The 16,255-nt window shown below is 70.2% G+C and carries 15 protein-coding genes; 3 read left to right on the top strand and 12 right to left on the bottom strand.

Annotated features, from left to right (window positions below):
* Positions 1-31: 31 nt before the first annotated feature.
* From AC4BGC_RS19425 to ftsE, 3 genes are all read right to left on the bottom strand, one after another.
* Positions 32-1,207: a M23 family metallopeptidase gene (locus AC4BGC_RS19425; protein ID WP_490557247.1), complete on the bottom strand. Its 1,176-nt coding sequence runs from the start codon at positions 1,205-1,207 to the stop codon at positions 32-34.
* A gap of 128 nt (positions 1,208-1,335) precedes the next feature.
* Positions 1,336-2,253 carry a permease-like cell division protein FtsX gene (ftsX, locus tag AC4BGC_RS19420; RefSeq protein WP_490557245.1) on the bottom strand — a complete coding sequence of 306 codons (918 nt, stop codon included), beginning with the start codon at positions 2,251-2,253 and terminating at the stop codon, positions 1,336-1,338.
* Positions 2,254-2,268: 15 nt separating this feature from the next.
* Positions 2,269-2,958: a cell division ATP-binding protein FtsE gene (gene ftsE / locus AC4BGC_RS19415; protein ID WP_490548482.1), complete on the bottom strand. Its 690-nt coding sequence runs from the start codon at positions 2,956-2,958 to the stop codon at positions 2,269-2,271.
* Between the two features lie 244 nt (positions 2,959-3,202).
* Between ftsE and AC4BGC_RS19410 the strand changes: the two genes are divergently transcribed.
* On the top strand, positions 3,203-6,022 hold the full coding sequence (locus AC4BGC_RS19410; protein WP_490557244.1) for a S8 family serine peptidase: 2,820 nt from the start codon (positions 3,203-3,205) through the stop codon (positions 6,020-6,022).
* Between the two features lie 62 nt (positions 6,023-6,084).
* Complete coding sequence (locus AC4BGC_RS19405) at positions 6,085-7,110, top strand: NADP-dependent oxidoreductase (RefSeq protein ID WP_490557243.1); 1,026 nt, start codon at positions 6,085-6,087, stop codon at positions 7,108-7,110.
* On the opposite strand, the gene AC4BGC_RS19400 is transcribed toward AC4BGC_RS19405, so the two are convergent.
* The 5 genes from AC4BGC_RS19400 to AC4BGC_RS19380 form a co-directional block, all read right to left on the bottom strand.
* Complete coding sequence (locus AC4BGC_RS19400; RefSeq protein WP_490557242.1) at positions 7,096-8,322, bottom strand: sensor histidine kinase; 1,227 nt, start codon at positions 8,320-8,322, stop codon at positions 7,096-7,098. The genes AC4BGC_RS19405 and AC4BGC_RS19400 overlap by 15 nt on opposite strands.
* On the bottom strand, positions 8,315-9,031 hold the full coding sequence (locus tag AC4BGC_RS19395) for a response regulator transcription factor (protein ID WP_490548478.1): 717 nt from the start codon (positions 9,029-9,031) through the stop codon (positions 8,315-8,317). The genes AC4BGC_RS19400 and AC4BGC_RS19395 overlap by 8 nt, the downstream gene beginning before the upstream one ends.
* Before the next feature lie 24 nt (positions 9,032-9,055).
* The gene (locus tag AC4BGC_RS19390) at positions 9,056-10,855 is read right to left on the bottom strand and encodes an Ig-like domain-containing protein (protein WP_490557241.1); all 1,800 of its coding nucleotides are present in this window, start codon (positions 10,853-10,855) and stop codon (positions 9,056-9,058) included.
* Positions 10,856-10,860: 5 nt separating this feature from the next.
* Positions 10,861-11,535 (bottom strand): signal peptidase I, encoded by a 675-nt coding sequence (locus AC4BGC_RS19385; protein WP_490557240.1) that lies wholly within the window; start codon positions 11,533-11,535, stop codon positions 10,861-10,863.
* Between the two features lie 163 nt (positions 11,536-11,698).
* Positions 11,699-12,256 carry a TasA family protein gene (locus tag AC4BGC_RS19380; RefSeq protein WP_490557239.1) on the bottom strand — a complete coding sequence of 186 codons (558 nt, stop codon included), beginning with the start codon at positions 12,254-12,256 and terminating at the stop codon, positions 11,699-11,701.
* A 209-nt stretch (positions 12,257-12,465) separates the two neighbouring features.
* On the opposite strand from AC4BGC_RS19380, the gene AC4BGC_RS19375 reads away from it, so the two are divergent.
* The gene (locus AC4BGC_RS19375) at positions 12,466-12,789 is read left to right on the top strand and encodes a plasmid stabilization protein (RefSeq protein WP_490557238.1); all 324 of its coding nucleotides are present in this window, start codon (positions 12,466-12,468) and stop codon (positions 12,787-12,789) included.
* Between the two features lie 25 nt (positions 12,790-12,814).
* Here the strand turns inward: AC4BGC_RS19375 and prfB are convergent, their stop codons facing one another.
* From prfB to AC4BGC_RS19355, 4 genes are read right to left on the bottom strand one after another with little or no spacing between them, the layout of a single operon-like run.
* Complete coding sequence (gene prfB, locus AC4BGC_RS19370; RefSeq protein WP_490557237.1) at positions 12,815-13,927, bottom strand: peptide chain release factor 2; 1,113 nt, start codon at positions 13,925-13,927, stop codon at positions 12,815-12,817.
* Positions 13,928-13,979: 52 nt separating this feature from the next.
* A complete protein-coding gene (locus AC4BGC_RS19365; RefSeq protein WP_490557236.1) occupies positions 13,980-14,228 on the bottom strand; it encodes a hypothetical protein in 249 nt (82 codons plus the stop codon).
* Positions 14,229-14,237: 9 nt separating this feature from the next.
* Positions 14,238-15,242, bottom strand: coding sequence for an HAD-IIA family hydrolase (locus AC4BGC_RS19360; protein WP_490557235.1), 1,005 nt, complete (start codon positions 15,240-15,242; stop codon positions 14,238-14,240).
* Entirely contained in the window at positions 15,239-16,132 is an 894-nt protein-coding gene (locus tag AC4BGC_RS19355; protein WP_490557234.1) for a tetratricopeptide repeat protein, read from the bottom strand. Before AC4BGC_RS19355 ends, AC4BGC_RS19360 begins: the two co-directional genes overlap by 4 nt.
* Positions 16,133-16,255: the final 123 nt, after the last annotated feature.

Here is a 16,255-nt window from a genome sequence, read left to right as displayed (position 1 = left end):
GCCATCCTCTCAGGAACTGCTGCCGCGGCCCTCAGAGGTAGTTCATCGGGTTCACAGGGTTCCCGTCGAGCAGCACCGAGAAGTGCAGGTGGCAGCCGGTCGACCAGCCGGTGCTGCCGGAGGAGCCGATCACCTCGCCGCGCGAGACCCGCTCCCCCGTGGAGGCGCTGTAGGAGCTGAGGTGGTTGTAGACCACGGTCATGTTCTTGCCGTTGACCCGGCCCAGGTCGAGGTAGAGCCGGTTGCCGTAGACGTCGGAGTAGACGCGCGAGATCACCGTGCCCGCGCCCGCGGCCCGGGTCGCCGTACCGCACGGCGCGCTGAAGTCGGTGCCGTCGTGGAGGCTGTAGTAGCTGTAGATCGGGTGCGTGCGATAGCCGTACGGCGAGGTGATCGCCCCAGGCACCGGCCGGTAGAGGAAGCCACCGGTGCTGCCCTGGAACCCGCCTCGCTGCCGCGCGGCACGCTCGATGATCAGCCGGCGGATGCGCTCCTCCTGCGCCTTGGCTGCCCGCAGCTGGGCCTCGTCAGCCCTGCGCGCCCGGGCGGCCTGCGCCTCGGCCGCACGGCCGCGCGCCACCAGGGTCGCCACCTCGGCGCGCGCCGTGGCCGCCGTGCGCTCGAGCCCCTGCTTGTTGACCAGGTTCTCGCGCGCGGCCTTGCGCTGCGCCGCCACCGCGGTCTTGGCCTTCTCGACCTTCGCCTCCTCGGCGACCATCCGCTCCCGCGCCTCCCGGAGCTGGGCGAGGAGCGTGGTCTGCTTGTCCATCAGCGCGTCCACGGTGTTCATCTGGCTGGTGAGCTCCTCGGGATCCTGCGAGTTGAGCATCACCGAGAGACCCATCAGCTTGGGATCGCCGTTGGCGTAGTTGCTGGCCGCGAGCCTCCCGATCGCCGCACGCTGCTCGACCACCCGCTCGCGGGCCTCCTCCAGCGCGGCGCGGGCGACGGCGAGCTGGCGCTCGGCGGCCTGCAGGCGCTGCTGCATCTGGGCGTCGAGCCGGGCGGCGGCGGCGACGCCGTTCTGGGCGTTGACGAGCCGGCGCTGGGCAGCGCTGAGGGCGGCGCGGGCCTGCTGCAGCTGGCGAGCGGCCGCCGCGAGCGCCTTGCTCGACTCGTGCAGGTCACCAGCGGCGTGCTTCACCGCGCCGCGTGCCTCACGTTGCCGGTCGCGCAGGTCGTCGGCCGCGGCTTGCGGGACGACCATGCCGCCTGCCAGGACCATGGCCGCAGACGCGGCCAGGACCCGCAGGCGCGTGTGTCGGGGAAGAGAACGCACCTGGAAGTTGTCCAATGAACGGGGAAGGTGGACGGTTTGACGCTAACTGACCGAGCTCACACTTTGAGGTATTTGCGGGTCATCACGAGTGTCGGAACCAGCGTCAGGAGTACGCCGAGCACGGCGATCCCGCCCACGGCCAGGTACGCATCTCCCCAGTCGACCCACTCCACGATGTTCGACGCGGGCCGCAACCGGCCGTAGATCACGAAGTACATGAACGCCAGCAGCGCCCCGGCAGCGAGGGCGATGCCGACCAGGGCGGCCACCAGCGTCTCCATCAGGAACGGCAGCGAGATGTAGAGGGTGGAGGCGCCCACCAGCCGCATGATCGCGATCTCCCTGCGCCGCGCGAACGCGGCCAGCCGGATCGTGTTGGCCACCTGGAGGATCGCGGCGACGAGCAGGAACGCCGCCACGGCGATCGCGCCCCACTTCATCACCTCGATCCAGAAGTAGATCGGCTTGAGCACCTCACGCAGGTCGCGGACCGCGGCCACGCCGGCGGTCTCGGAGAGCTGTTGCTCGATGCTGCGGAACTGGTTGGGGTCCTTGAGCTTGATCCAGTAGGACTGCTGCATGTCGGCAGCGGTCACCGTGGAGTAGATCTCCTGCTCGCTCTTGTCCTTGGAGACGTAGACCTTCTTCCAGGTCTCGAACGCCTGGTCCTTGCTCTGGTAGTAGAAGGAGGCGACCTCGGGGTTCTCCTTGATCACGCCCTTGATGGCGGCGAGCTGCTCCTCGGAGACCTCCCCGGCACAGTTCTCCGCCTTGCTGTTCTGGTTGCACATGAACGCAGTGATCTGGAGCTTGTCGCCCCAGAACCGCTCCGCCTTGTCGGCCTGCGAGTTCAGCAGCAGGCCCATGCCCACCAGCGTGAGCGAGACGAAGATCGTCACGATCAGCGCGATCGACATCGAGAGGTTGCGCTTGAGCCCCGAACGGGTCTCCGAGAAGACGTACCTCAACTGCATGTGGAGATCAGCCCTTCAGTGCTGGTAGCCGTAGACGCCGCGGGACTGGTCGCGTACGACGCGACCGTCCGCCAGCTCGATGACGCGCTTGCGCATCTGGTCGACGAGGCCGGCGTCGTGGGTGGCCATGACAACGGTGGTGCCGGTCCGGTTGATCCGGTCCAGGAGCTTCATGATGCCGACGCTGGTGGTCGGGTCCAGGTTGCCGGTGGGCTCGTCGGCGATCAGGATCTTCGGCTTGTTCACGAAGGCACGCGCGATCGCGACCCGCTGCTGCTCGCCGCCCGAGAGCTCGTCGGGCATCCGGCTCCCCTTGCCCTGGAGGCCGACGAGCTCCAGCGTCTCGGGCACGACCTCCTTGATGTGGGACCGCGGCTTGCCGATGACCTGCAGAGCGAAGGCGACGTTCTCCGAGACGGTCTTGTTCGGCAGCAGCCGGAAGTCCTGGAAGACCGTGCCGATCTGCCGGCGTACGGCCGGCACCCGGAAGTTGCGGAGCCGGTTGAGCTCCTTGTCGATGACGAAGACCTTGCCCTGGGTCGCCCGGGTCTCACGCAGCACGAGCCGCAGGAAGGTGGACTTGCCCGAGCCCGAGGCGCCGACGAGGAAGACGAACTCTCCCGCGTCGATGTCGGCGGTCACGTCGATCAGCGCCGGCTTGGCGTGGCCGGGGTAGGTCGCGGAGACGTTCTCGAATCTGATCACAGGTGTGGGGGGGCCGGTTTCGGGGATGGGAAGTGCACGCGACACGACGCGTCCGGTCCGGAGATCGAGCATAGGTGAGCCGCCGCACGCGGATGCGGATGCTGGTTTCGTCGGCCCGTCGCCCCCGCGGCCTCCAGTCATCTGCCGGGAGTGCGGTATGTCTGCGCCTCGGTCGGGCCTGTTGCACCTACCCTCCGGGGCATGCGGCGCCGGTGGGGTGCCGGCTCGGCGAAGGGTGTTCGTGATGACACGACGACAGTGGGCCACCGGCCTGCTCGCGTTGACGGTGGCTGCCGGGGGTGCCTCCCTGGTCCCGGCAACGGTGAGCAACGCGGCCGCTCCTGTCCCGGCCGTCGCCGGTTCGACCTCCGTGGACGCCACCCTGGGCAACGGCCTCGGGCGACTGCTCGCACAGTCGGAGCGACCCTCGATGAAGCGCCAGGGCGGCTTCCGGATGGACCAGGAGTCGCTGACCGTCCGGGACGACCAGGGCCGGGTGCTCGTCGACGTCACCCCTCGCTCCGGAGTCGACCGCGCCGCTTTCCGCAAGCAGGCGGAGAAGCTCGGCCTCGTCGTCAGGTCGGCGGACCAGAAGCGCGGGACCCTCAGCGGGTTCGTAGCGCTCGGTGACGTGCGCGCCCTCGCGGCACTGCCCGACCTCGGCACGATCGCCCAGGCCCTGAAGCCGAAGACCCGGGCGGGGCGCGTCACCGGTGGCGGTGTCGCCCTGCAGCGAGCAGACAAGGTCCACGCCAAGGGCGTCGGGGGCAAGGGCATCACGGTTGCCGCCCTGTCCGACTCCTTCGACAGCGCCGACACCACCCCCACGGGCGAGCCGTTGGAGATCCACGCCGCCCAGGACGTCAAGTCCGGTGACCTGCCCGGCCGCGGCAACAAGCGCAACCCCAACCCCGTGGTCGTGCTCGACGACCTGCCGGAAGGCTGGGGTGGCACCGACGAGGGCCGGGCGATGCTCCAGATCGTCCACGACGTCGCGCCCGACGCCAAGCTGTGCTTCGGCACCGCCGTCCTCGGCCAGTACGACTTCGCCGACAAGATCCGCGCCCTGGCCGACAAGAAGGGACCCTGCCGCGCCGACGTGATCGTGGACGACATCGGATACGACGACACGGCGATGTTCAGCGACAACCCCATCTCGGACGCGATCGACGAGGTCGCCGCCAAGGGCGTCCACTACATCACCGCCGCCGGCAACAACGGCATCCAGCAGTCGTGGAACTCCCCCGTCCGGCTGCTGCCGGCGAAGTCGGCCCTGAAGGGCGCCAACCTGGACTTCAGCGAGGTCGACCCGGCGCTCTACGACGGCGGGCTCCAGGACCTCGACCCCGGGCCCGGCACCGACGTGGCCCAGAACCTCACCATGGGAGAGAACGGCGGCCAGATCGGCCTGCAGTGGGACGACCCGGTCGACGCCGACGGGTCCACCCTGGGAGCACCCTTCTTCGAGAAGACCGGTGCCATCACCGACAGCAGCCCCGAAGCCGTGTTCCGGTTCAAGCCCACTGCCGCCCAGCTCGGCAAGCTGGTACAGATCCGCACCGACGCGATCCCCTCCGGGTCCACCGACCTGGTGCTGGCCGTCTACGCCCCCGACGGCACCGAGCTCGGCATCGTGGACACCGACACCTCGCCCGAGGTCCTGGCCACCACGCTGACCCAGAAGGGCACCTACACGATCGCGGTCTCGGGCTTCGAGGGCGACACCGGCCGCGTCTCGGTCGACGTCCGGCCGATCACCGCGCTCTCGAAGGTCACCTCGGACTTCAACGTCCTGTTCTTCGACCGTGACGGTGCCTACCTCGGTGCCTCCGCGGACCTGAACACCTACACCGGGCGGCCGTTCGAGATCGCGGCGATCGGCGGCGAGCCCGAGGTGCAGATGGTCGTGGCCCGGCACGGGACCGGCCGGCTGGGCGCCACCCGGCTGCGCAACGTGCTCTCCGGAGAGCTCTACTTCACCGAGTACTCCGACCCGCTGTCGCCGGCGTTCTACGGCCAGACCCTGGCCAAGGGCGCGACCGCCGTGGCGGCGTACGACCACTTCCGGCCGTTCCTGCCCCAGCCCTACACCTCGCCCGGCGGCGACCTGCCGGTCTACTTCGACACCGACGGCAACCGGTTCCGCACCCCGCAGGTGCGCCGGGTGCCCCACGTCGCCGGAGCCGACCGGGGCAACACCACGTTCTTCGCCATCGACGAGGACCGCGACGCCGACGACCTGCCGAACTTCCTCGGGACCAGCGCTGCGGCACCCCACGTCGCGGGGATCGCTGCCCTGGTGCTGCAGAAGGCCGGCGGAGGCAAGTCGCTGACCCCGGCCAAGCTGCGCAGCCGGCTGCAGGGCTCCACCTACGCCCATGACCTCGACCCCATGGTCTCCCGGGGCGCCTCGCAAGGGCTGTCCATCACCGCCAACGGCGCTCAGGGTTCCGAGTCGTGGGAGGTGCCCGGGTCGATGACCGACCCGAGGTTCTTCACCGTGAAGTACGACGGGAAGGTGCCCCTGAAGTCGCTCTCGCTCTACGGCGAGACCGCCAGCCCGACCGCCCTGGGCAAGCGCTACCCCGGTGGCTCGGACGGGATCGTGTTCGACCCGCGTCCCTTCGACGGGGTGTTCCCGTTCCGCGAGGACGGCTTCCCGTTCAAGGTCGGCGAGGTCTCGGGCGGGCTCTCGAGCTCGGCGGTGTCCGCCTCCTACGCGGTGCCGGGCGGCGGGGAGTCCGCCAAGGGCCAGTTCCGCCACATGACGCTCACCTTCAAGTCCGGGCTCAAGAAGGGTGCCGGGCTGAAGTTCGGCGTCGACCGCGACCTGGCCATCTCCGGGTACGGCGGCTCGAACGAGGGCAACGGCGCCGACGAGCTCGGCGGGGCGGTGTTCCTCCCCGGCGGCTACGCGAACACCTCGGGCCTCACCTTCGTCGCCAAGCGCACCGACGGCACCACCTTCCGCGGGATGATGTCCAACCGCCTCGGCGCGGGCTTCTCCCCCGTCGACGGCTACGGGCTGGTCAATGCGGAGAAGGCCGTTCTCGGCTCCCGCTGAGGCACTTTCTCCCCGGGGAGGGCATGCTGGGCAGGTCCCTGCACGCTCTCCCGAGGAGTCCCATGACCGTCTCCACCCAGGTCCGTCTCGCCCGTCGCCCCCACGGGGAGCCGGGTGACGACACGTTCGACTTCGTGGAGCACGAGCTGCCCCCGCTCGAGGACGGCCAGGTCCTGCTCCGCGTCGTCTACCTCTCGCTCGACCCCTACATGCGTGGTCGCCTCAGCGACGCCCCGTCGTACGCCGACCCGGTCGAGATCGGACAGGTCATGGTCGGCGGCACCGTCTGCGTCGTCGAGGAGTCCCGCAACCACGACTGGAAGGCCGGGGAGTTCGCGCTGACCTACTCCGGCTGGCAGACCCACGTCATCAGCGACGGGCGCGGCATGCGCCGCCTCGACCCGTCGGTGGCGCCGGTCTCCACGGCCCTCGGGGTCCTCGGCATGCCCGGGTTCACGGCGTACGCCGGCCTGCTGGAGATCGGCAAGCCGAAGCCGGGCGAGACCGTCGTGGTCGCGGCCGCGACCGGGCCGGTGGGGTCGGCCGTGGGCCAGATCGCCAAGGTGAAGGGCGCCCGGGCTGTCGGCATCGCGGGCGGTGAGAAGAAGCGGCAGGCGCTGCTCGACGAGTTCGGGTTCGACGTGGCGCTCGACCACCGCTCCCCCACGTTCGCCGACGACCTGTTGGCCGCTGTGCCCGATGGCATCGACGTCTACTTCGAGAACGTCGGAGGGCCGGTCGCACGGGAGGTCTTCAAGCGGATGAACCTCTACGGCCGGGTGCCGGTCTGCGGGCTCGTCGCGAACTACAACGCCACCTCCGCGCCCGAGGGCCCAGACCGGCTGCCGTGGCTGATGAACCTCGTGCTGACCAAGAGCCTGACCATCCGCGGCTTCATCCAGAACGAGTTCACCCACGCCTACGGCAAGGACTTCGTCCGCGAGATGTCGGGCTGGGTCGCCGACGGTTCGGTGCGCTACCTCGAGGACATCGCCGAGGGCCTGGAGTCCGCGCCGAGTGCCTTCCGGGGCATGCTCAGCGGAGCCAACTTCGGCAAGCAGCTGGTGCGGGTCTCACCAGAGCGGTAGCCAGACCCGGAGCCCGCGGCCGGCTGGGTCCCCGGTGCTCCTGCCACCCATCATCTCGACCATCGCCACCACGGACTGGAGCGTGGACCGGTCTCCGTCGGGTCCGGTCCCCGCGCCGGGCACGCCGTTGTGGGTGTCGGGACCGTCGCTGCGCAGGTGCAGCGCGACCTGCTGCCCGGACGCCGTGAACGACAGGCGCACCGTGCCCCGCGCGGACTGGACGAGGTCGGCGAGCGCGAGGTCGAGCACCTGCTCGAACGGCCCGGGAGTCAGCTGGTGGTCCAGGTCGCCCTCGGCCCTCACCTCGACCTCCACCTGCTGGTCCCGCAGGGCTGCGGCCCACTGGTTCGCGGTCTGCTGGGCCAGCTCCTCCACGGTGACCTGGACGTGGTCGAATCCGCCGCGGGCGGCGCGCGCGAGGGCGAAGACCCCGGTGGTCAGCTCCTGGAGGTCGTCGAGCCCACGGATGCTGCGGTCCACCGTGGAGCGGACCTCCGGGTCCAGGTCGCGGTCCAGCTGCAGCTCCTCGAGCTCGAGCCGCATCCCGGCCATCGGGGTGCGCAACCGATGGGAGGCGTCCTGCAGGAACTCCTGGTCGCGCTTGACCTCGAGTCGCAGCCGGGCCGCACTGGTGCCCAGCGCCTCCGCGAGGGCCTTCACCTCGGGGACGCGCGAGGTCGGGAGGTCCAGGTCGGAGCGCCCCCGGCCCAGCGCCGCCGCCGCCACGGCGAGCCGGCGGAACGGTCGCGACAACACCCCGGACAGCAGATACCCCAGGCCACCGGCCAGCAGGGCGAGGACGGCGGTGAGCGCCACCACCGGTTGAACGCTCGCCCGGAACGCGGTGCGCACCACGTCGGAGTCCTGGCGCAGGGTGAGCATCACCTGGCCGTTCCGGACACGAGCGAGTACGGCGTCCTCCCCGCCCCCCCGGTAGTCGCTGCCGGCCACGGAGACCGCCTCCTGCCCGGGCAGCTCCACGGTCACCTGCTGCTCCGGGCCGAGGAGCTGGTCCACCTCGGCCTCACCGAGCGCCCTGCCCTCCGCGAGCGCGGCCGCCAGGACCCGGGCCATCACGATGGCGTCGTGGTCCACGTGGGCGGCCTCACGGGCCCGGATCAGATCGTGCTGCGTGGTCAGCCGCACGGCCGTGAACAGGACCAGGACGAGGAGGGTGAGCAGCAGGAAGGCGGCGGCGAGCCGGTTACGCATCGCCGGAGCCCGGGCCTGGGCTGCTGTCGAGCCGGAACCCGACGCCGCGCACGTTCACGATCCGCTCGGGAGCGTGGACGTCCTCGAGCTTCTGCCGCAGCCGGCCGATGGTCACGTCGAGGGTCTTGGTGGAGCCGAACCAGTTCGCGTCCCACACCTCGGCCATGATCTGCTCGCGCGAGAGCACCGATCCCGGGTTCAGCGTGAGCAACGCCAGGACGTCGTACTCCTTGGTGGTCAGGGCGATCTCCTCCCCCGAGACCAGCACCCGGCGGGCGTTGCGGTCCACGGTGATGCCGCGAGCTCGTGGGGCCGCGGCGGCCGGGCTGGTCACCGCCGCGCGCGCCGTACGCCGCAGCAGGGCGCGGACCCTGGCGTGCAGCTCGGCGAGGCCGAACGGCTTGGGCAGGTAGTCGTCGGCCCCGAAGTCCAGGCCCACCACGCGGTCCATCTCGTGCCCCCGGGCGGTGCAGATCAGGATCCCGCCGTCGAACCCGGTGTCCCTGGCCTGCTGGCACACGTCGAGACCGTCCATGTCGGGCAGCCCGAGGTCGAGGATCATCAGCTCGACGGCCTCCGCGGACAGGTGCTCCAGTGCGGCCGCACCGGTCTCCACCTGGGTCACGGCGTACCCCTCACGCTGGAGGGTGCGCACGAGTGGGTAGGCGATGTCCGGGGAGTCCTCCACCACCAGCACGCGGTTCGTCATGACAATTGAGCATAACGGTCATTTCTAGAAATCTCGGTCGTTCGTGCCGGTTTCCGTGACCGCCGCAGTGCTCGCTGCGAGGCCGTCCGGACTGAGCATCCCGGCACCGGGCGCCCAGCTCATCGCGGCGGACCCGTTGTCGGTGACCAAGCCTTTCGTGGTGCTGCCGGTTCCCAGCGTGATCGTCACGACGGTGACGGTCCGGCCACCCACGGTGGCGGTGGAGGCCGCCATCGTGGAGCCGTTGAAGGTGACCCTGGAGTTGGGGTTCAGATAGTTCTGCGTGAACGACACCGACCCGAGGTTGGTGCCGGTGAGCACCAGGTTGTCCCGGCTGCTGTTGGCGGATCCCTGCGCGGCCCGGTCGTGCAGCGTGGGCGCGAACACCACTGACCGGCCGTCCCAGTCGCGCCGGATCGATCCCGGTGCGACCAGGTCGGTGAAGGTCAGGACCACCCGGTCCCCCTTGTCGGCGCGGCCGACGACGCCTCCGTTGCTGGCCTGCACGTCGTGGGCCCTGGGCGGGGTGTTGTCCACCGTGACCGTCACGACCGGCGAGACGAAGAACGCCTCCGCCCGGTCGGTCAGCACCGCGCGGATCTCGAAGGCGCCCTGCGGGGCGGTGGTGGAGTCCGCGGTGCAGCGGTACGGCGCCGCCGTGGTCGTGCACAGCAGGATCCAGCTCTTGCTGCCGGTCGGCTTCACCTCGAACCGGACCGAGGCGACCCCGCGGACAGCCGTGGCGTCGGCCGAGACCGTCACGGACCTGCCGCGCACGGTGGCGCCCGGCGACGGGCTGGTGATGGTCACGGTGCCGAGGACGTTGGTCACCGTGCGGGTGACCGTCGCGGTGATCGTCTGGTTGCCGGCGCGGTCGGTGGCCACGGCGCGGAACTCGTGGCTGCCGTCGACGAGCTCGGTGGTGTCCAGGGAGCAGGTGACCGGCGCCCGGCCGCTGGTCGCGCAGGTGACCCACGAGGAGCCGACGGCCCGCGACGCGATGGCCACGCTGCTCAGACCGGACTGCGCGTCGGCCGCGGATGCCTCGAGGCGGATGGTTCCGCTCAGCGTGCCGGAGGGCACTGTGAGGGTCACGGTCGGGTCGACGTTGTCCACCAGGACGTCGCGGACGACCGAGACAGCCGAGCCGTTGTCCGTGGCCGAGGCCCGGACCCGCAGGTCGTGGTTGCCCGACAGCGCCGAGGTGTCCCAGGTGCAGATGCCGGGGAGCCGGCCGTAGGAGGAGGTGGTGCACGCGGTGGTCCACGCGTTGGTGCCGGCCGGCGCGTACTCGAAGACGTAGCTGACCGTGGCGAACCACAGGGTGGAGGTGGCCGTCAGGGACACCCTGCCGGCCACGACCTCCCCGGGGTTGCGCAGGCTGACCCAGCCGCGGTCGGTGAGCACCTCGGTGGTCACGATGGCGGAGACGCCGGTGTTGCCGGAGTCGTCGGTGGCGCTCGCACGCAGCTCATAGCTGTCGTCCGCGAGGTTCGAGGTGTCCCAGGTGCACGACCAGGGGGCGCTGGTGTCGGTGCAGACCGTGGCCCAGGAGGCGGCACCGGTGGCGCGGTACGCGATGTCGACCGAGACCACGCGACCACGGGCGTCCGAGGCGGTCGCGCTCAGCGGGACGCTCCCGGAGACGGAGGCACCGGGGGTGGTCATGGAGACGAGCGGGGGCGTCCAGTCCTCTGCTGCCGACACCCTGGTGTCCGTGCGGGAGTCGTCGACGTAGGTCGCCCCGGACACGCGAACGCCGGCGACCGCGCCGGCTCCCAGGAGCAGCACGAGCGCCAGGATCAGCAGGCGGCGGGGCGTCACGGCGATCACACCTCCACGGATTCGTTCACGGACGCGGTCTGCGTCGTACGGCGGCCGCGACTGGAGACGCGCTCCTGGCCTGCCGACTCGGGACCGGCCTGGGCCGGGATGAACACGGCGGGCACGGGGGCGGACTCGGGGGCGGGCTCGGCGACCTTGCGACGACGCAGGGCGAGCACGAGGTCCTTGAGGGCGAACAGCGCGACCAGGGCGGCGGGGCCGCCGATGACGAGCTTGCGGGTGTCCGGGTCCTGGAGGGCGAGCAGCGCGTAGCCGACGTACGGCACGTGCGCCACGACGCGGGGCTGGGAGGCGCCGGTGAGCCGGAAGGTCCACGGGTCGCTCTTGGGGTTGGCGTCCCCCTTGGTGCGGTAGGCGTCCCCGTCGATGGAGACGATCCGGTGGGTGACGAGGTTCGTGATGCCGGACTCGGCAGGAGGCAGGTAGGTGATCACGTCTCCGACCACGAGGTCGGAGACGGGGACGACCTCCTCGAAGACGACCGACCCGCGACTGATGGATCCGGCCATGGAGCCGCCGGCGATGACGTAGCGCTCGAGCCCGAAGGCGGCCGGGAGGATGAACCCGATCGCGACGAGCGAGACGGCCGCACACGCGAGGTTGACGAGGATCCGGCCGAGCCGCCCCTTGGCGGGCTGCTCCTGCGGTGTGAACTCCATCGGGATCCTCCTCTCGTGGGTGCTGTTGGCCTGGTGGTGCTGTTGGGCGGTGCTGTTGGGTGGAGGTGCTGGCGAGCTGGTCGTGAAGTGTGTGCAGAACCGGCCGGCGCCCGTTGCTGGACGCCGGCCGGCCCCCCTCCACAGGGGCCGTACGGCTACCCGGTCAGGGCTTCTTGACCCAGCTCAGGAGGCCACTGTCGCCGCCTTCCGCCTGGGTGGTCACGTAGGTGTAGGACGCCGCGGCGGACTTGCCCTGGTTGGCGTTGTCGGCGTCGGCAGGCATGGAGACCTCGAAGTTGACCGTCGTGCTGGCGCCCACGTCGAGGGCACCGAGGTCGACCTTGGTGGCCGCGTCGAGCTCACCGAAGTTGCCGTTGAACAGCGGGGTGGTCTCGCCGGTCTTGGTGATCTTGAGCCGCAGGGCTCCGGCGGTGAACGTGGACGAGGACGTGGTCTCCTGGAGCGAGAGGGTCGCGTCGAGGCTGCCGGTGTTCTCGATGCTCAGGGTGCCGGTCCGGACGTCACCGGGCTTGATGTTCGAGATCTGGAGCGTGCCACCGTCCTGGTTGTTCTCCTGCGACAGGGTGCCCGAGGTCACCGCCACTGCGGAGGTGGACTGCGAGGTGAAGCTGGCGCCGGAGCCGACGGCGACGGCACCCGCGACGAGCAGGGTGGCCAGCGGGACGAGGACCTTGTTCTTGGTGTTCGAGGTGGTGCTCATGGTTGCTTCTCCTGTGGTGGAAGTTGATGCCTCAACACTCCCAAGACGCGCTCCACCGGGCAGGAACACCAGATGCACACTAGTTCCACAAAATAGACACAAATGGACTTTGCTCGCTTTTCGGGGCGATCCGCGCCGCAGATCCCGACTGACGTACGCCGGATCGGGTAGGGCTCGTGGGGAGAGCAACCGACTCGAAGGAGGCAACGATGCCGAAGGCCTGGAGCGCCAAGCGGGAGCGTCAGTTCGAGCACATCAAGGAGGGTCTCGAGGACCAGGGCCGCAGCGAGGGCACCGCCGAGCAGATCGCAGCCCGCACGGTCAACAAGGAGCGCGCCCAGGCCGGCGAGGCCAAGGAGGCGAGCAAGACCTCGACCGACGACATCTCATCGAGCCGCCGCGGTGGTCTGCGCTCCCACAAGGGATCGGGCGGCCGCACCAAGGCGCAGCTCTACGAGGAGGCGAAGAAGAAGAACATCGAGGGACGCTCCTCGATGAGCAAGGCCGAGCTGGAGAAAGCGGTCGGCCGCTGAACCTGGCTCAGGCCCGTCGTACCCGTCAGGCCTTGGTCTCGGCGCCGATACGCCAGCGGATGCCGGCCTCGAGGAAGCCGTCGATGTCCCCGTCGAGCACGGCCTGCGGGTTGCCCGACTCGTAGTCGGTGCGCAGGTCCTTGACCATCTGGTAGGGGTTCAGCACGTAGTTGCGCATCTGGTCACCCCAGCTGGCCTGCACGTCGCCGCGCAGCTCGTCGAGGTGCGCCTTCTCCTCGGCCTTCTTCAGCACGAGCAGCTTGGCCTTGAGGATCACCATCGCCGAGGCCTTGTTCTGCAGCTGCGACTTCTCGTTCTGGCAGGACACCACGGTGCCGGTCGGGATGTGGGTCAACCGTACAGCGGAGTCAGTGGTGTTCACCGACTGGCCGCCGGGGCCGCTGGAGCGGTAGACGTCGACGCGGACGTCCTCGTCGGGGATCTCGATCGCGTCGGTCTGCTCGAGCACCGGCACCACCTCGACTGCCGCGAAGCTGGTCTGGCGGCGGCCCTGGTTGTCGAACGGGCTGATCCGCACCAGCCGGTGGGTCCCCGCCTCGACGCTCAGCGTGCCGTAGGCGTAGGGCGCGTGCACCGCGAACGTCGCCGACTTCAGCCCGGCCTCCTCCGCGTAGGAGGTGTCGTAGACCTCCACCGGGTAGTTGTTGCGCTCGGCCCAGCGGGTGTACATCCGCATCAGCATCTCGGCGAAGTCCGCGGCGTCGACGCCACCGGCGCCGGACCGGATCGAGATGATGGCCTCGCGGGCGTCGTACTCCCCCGAGAGCAGGGTGCGGACCTCGAGCTGCTCGACCTGCTTGATCAGCTTGGCGAGCTCCTTCTCGTTGGCCGCGGCGGCGTCCTCGTCACCCTCCTCGGCGGCGAGCTCCGCCATCATGCCGAGGTCCTCGAGCCGGTCCTGCAGGGACATGTAGCGATCGAGGGTGCCCTGGAGGAACGAGAGCCGAGCGGTGACCCGCTGTGCGTTCTCCTGGTCGTTCCACAGGTCCGGGACCGCGACCTGCTCGCCGAGGTCCGCGATCTCGCGCCGCATCTCCTCGATGTCCATGACCGAACCGATGGTCTTCATCGTCGCCTGGAGCTGCTTGATCTCGGAGTCGTAATCGGTGGCTGCCACAAGAGCCAAGGTTACGTGCCCACAGGCGTGGGAGCGAAGACGGGCGGGCGGGTCAGCCCCGCGCGGCGGCCACCTGGCTGGGCCCGGCGCCGGGCCCGGCGCCGGCGAGCGTACGCCGCAGCGACTCGTGGGCCTGCTCGAAGACCGCGACGTGCTCGCTCACGTCGAGCTCGTCGAGCAACTCGAGGGAGGCGACCACCGCATCGACCTGCTGGTTGCCGGTCCCCTCGGCCGGGACCTCGTCGTCGTTCACGGCGTGCACCGTGCGGCCGAAGAGGGGGTTCACGAAGGACTCGCTCATGGCGGCAGGCTACCGGGGAGCCTCGACGCCATCGAGGACGACAGGCTGTCCGGCCTCGTCGAGATGGCGCCAGGCGGCAGCGGCCACCACCCGCCACCAGTCGGCAGTGCTGCCCTCGCCCGTGACGCTCAGTGCTCCGTCGCCGACGGCGGCGGTCCAACCGCCCAGAGTGGCGCCGGCCTCGGTCAGCTCCGGCGCCGGCTGCGCCTCGGCCAGTGCGCCGAGGTCTGGAGAGACATAGGTCGGCCGCTCCTGCGGACGCGCACGCACCAGCTCCTCGAGCCCGCTGACCCCGGTGAGCACGAGCAGGCTGTCCCAGCCCATCGTCACCGCGCCCTCGATGTCCGTGTCGAGGCGGTCGCCCACCACCAGCGGACGCTCACCACCGACCCGGGTGAGGGTCTCCTCGAACAGTGGGGACATCGGCTTGCCCGCCACCTGCGGTTCCCGGCCGGCGAACTCGGCCACCAGGCGCACCACGGCACCGTTGCCCGGGCTCACGCCCGCGCTGGTGGGGATGGTCATGTCGGTGTTGCTCGCCACCCACGGCAGCCCGGAGCGCACCAGGGTCGCGCCCTGCATCACCCGGCGCCAGGGCATGTCGGGGCCGTAGCCCTGAACAACAGCAGCCACGTCGTCGGAGACCTCGGTGACCGGCACCAGGCCGCGCTCGCGCAGCGCCTGCTCCAGCCCCTCGGCTCCGATCAGGAAGACCTTGCTCCCCTCCGGCAGCTGCCTGGACAGCAGCCGTGCCGCGGCCTGGGCGCTGGTCACGACGTCCTCGTCGCGTGCGTCGACCCCGAGCTCACGCAGGTGCTCCCCCACCGTGCCCGGAGGACGGGCGGCATTGTTGGTCACGAAGGCCAGGTGCATCCCGTTGGACTGCGCCTTGTTCAGCGCCGTCGGTGCACCCTCGACCGCATCCGCCCCGAGGTACACCACCCCGTCGAGGTCGAGCACTGCCACGTCGTACGCCGCGGACAGCGGCTCGTTGGTGCGGCCGAGACCGCTCATGACTCCGCTTCGAGCTTCTTCTCGAGCTCGGCAGCCCGCTCGCCGGCATCGGTGATGCCCTCGGCGTCGACGGCCTCGGTGCGGTGGAACCACGCCAGCGCGTCGGTGGGACGGCCGGCTTCGATCAGGGTGTCGGCGTAGGCGTAGCGCAGCCGGGCGACCCAGGGCTCACGGGACTTGGAGTTGATGTGCGAGGTCTCCAGCGTGCGCAGCGCGGCGTCGATCTCGCCCCGGTCGCGCCTGGCGCCGGCCTCGACGATGGTGAGCTCGGCCAGGAGCGCGTGCGAGAGCTTCTCCTTGGGTGCGTTGCGCACCAGTGCGAGCGCGCGGTCCGGACGGCCCAGGGCTCGTTCGCAGTCGGCCATCATCGCGACGTAGTCCTGGACACCGTTCATCCGCTTGGCGGCACGCAGCTCGGCCAGCGCCTCGGTGTACTCCCCCGCGGCGTAGGCGGCCTCGCCGACTGCCTCGCGCACGATCGCCAGCCGGCTCGCGCGGGCGCGGGCAGCCAGGGTGTGCTGGTAGGCGGTCTTCGGGTCGGAGTCGATCAGCTGGCCGGCCGCCACGAGGTGACGGGCCACCCGCTGGGCGAGCTTGTCGGGAAGCGACTGGAGCTGCGCCTGCAGGGACCGGTCGAGCTCCTTGCCGGTGATCTCCTCGGGCAACGGCGGGCCGTCGTACTTCGCCTGGCTCTCGCTGCGGTCCTCCGCGGAGCGCTCGCCGCTGCGGGGACGGCTGAAGTCGCGCTTGGGGGCGTCCCTGCGCTGACCTTCGCGGTCGAAGCCCTTGGTCTTGTCCCGGCCTGAGCCGGTGGAGCGGGAGGACGAGCCCGACGAGGAGCCCGGACGACCACCCGTACGCGGCTTGCGGGGATTGCGGTCCTGGGGCATGGGGTTCTCCTACTAAAACTGTTCGCTTCAATGGTAACTGGTTGGAAAATGACTAAGGGCCGCCCCAGATGGGGCGGCCCTTAGAAAGAATATGTCCGGCGACGTCCTACTCTCCCACAACCT

Source organism: Nocardioides sp. Z38_18, from assembly GCF_058215695.1.
This window is presented reverse-complemented; position numbering and strand designations above follow the sequence as displayed.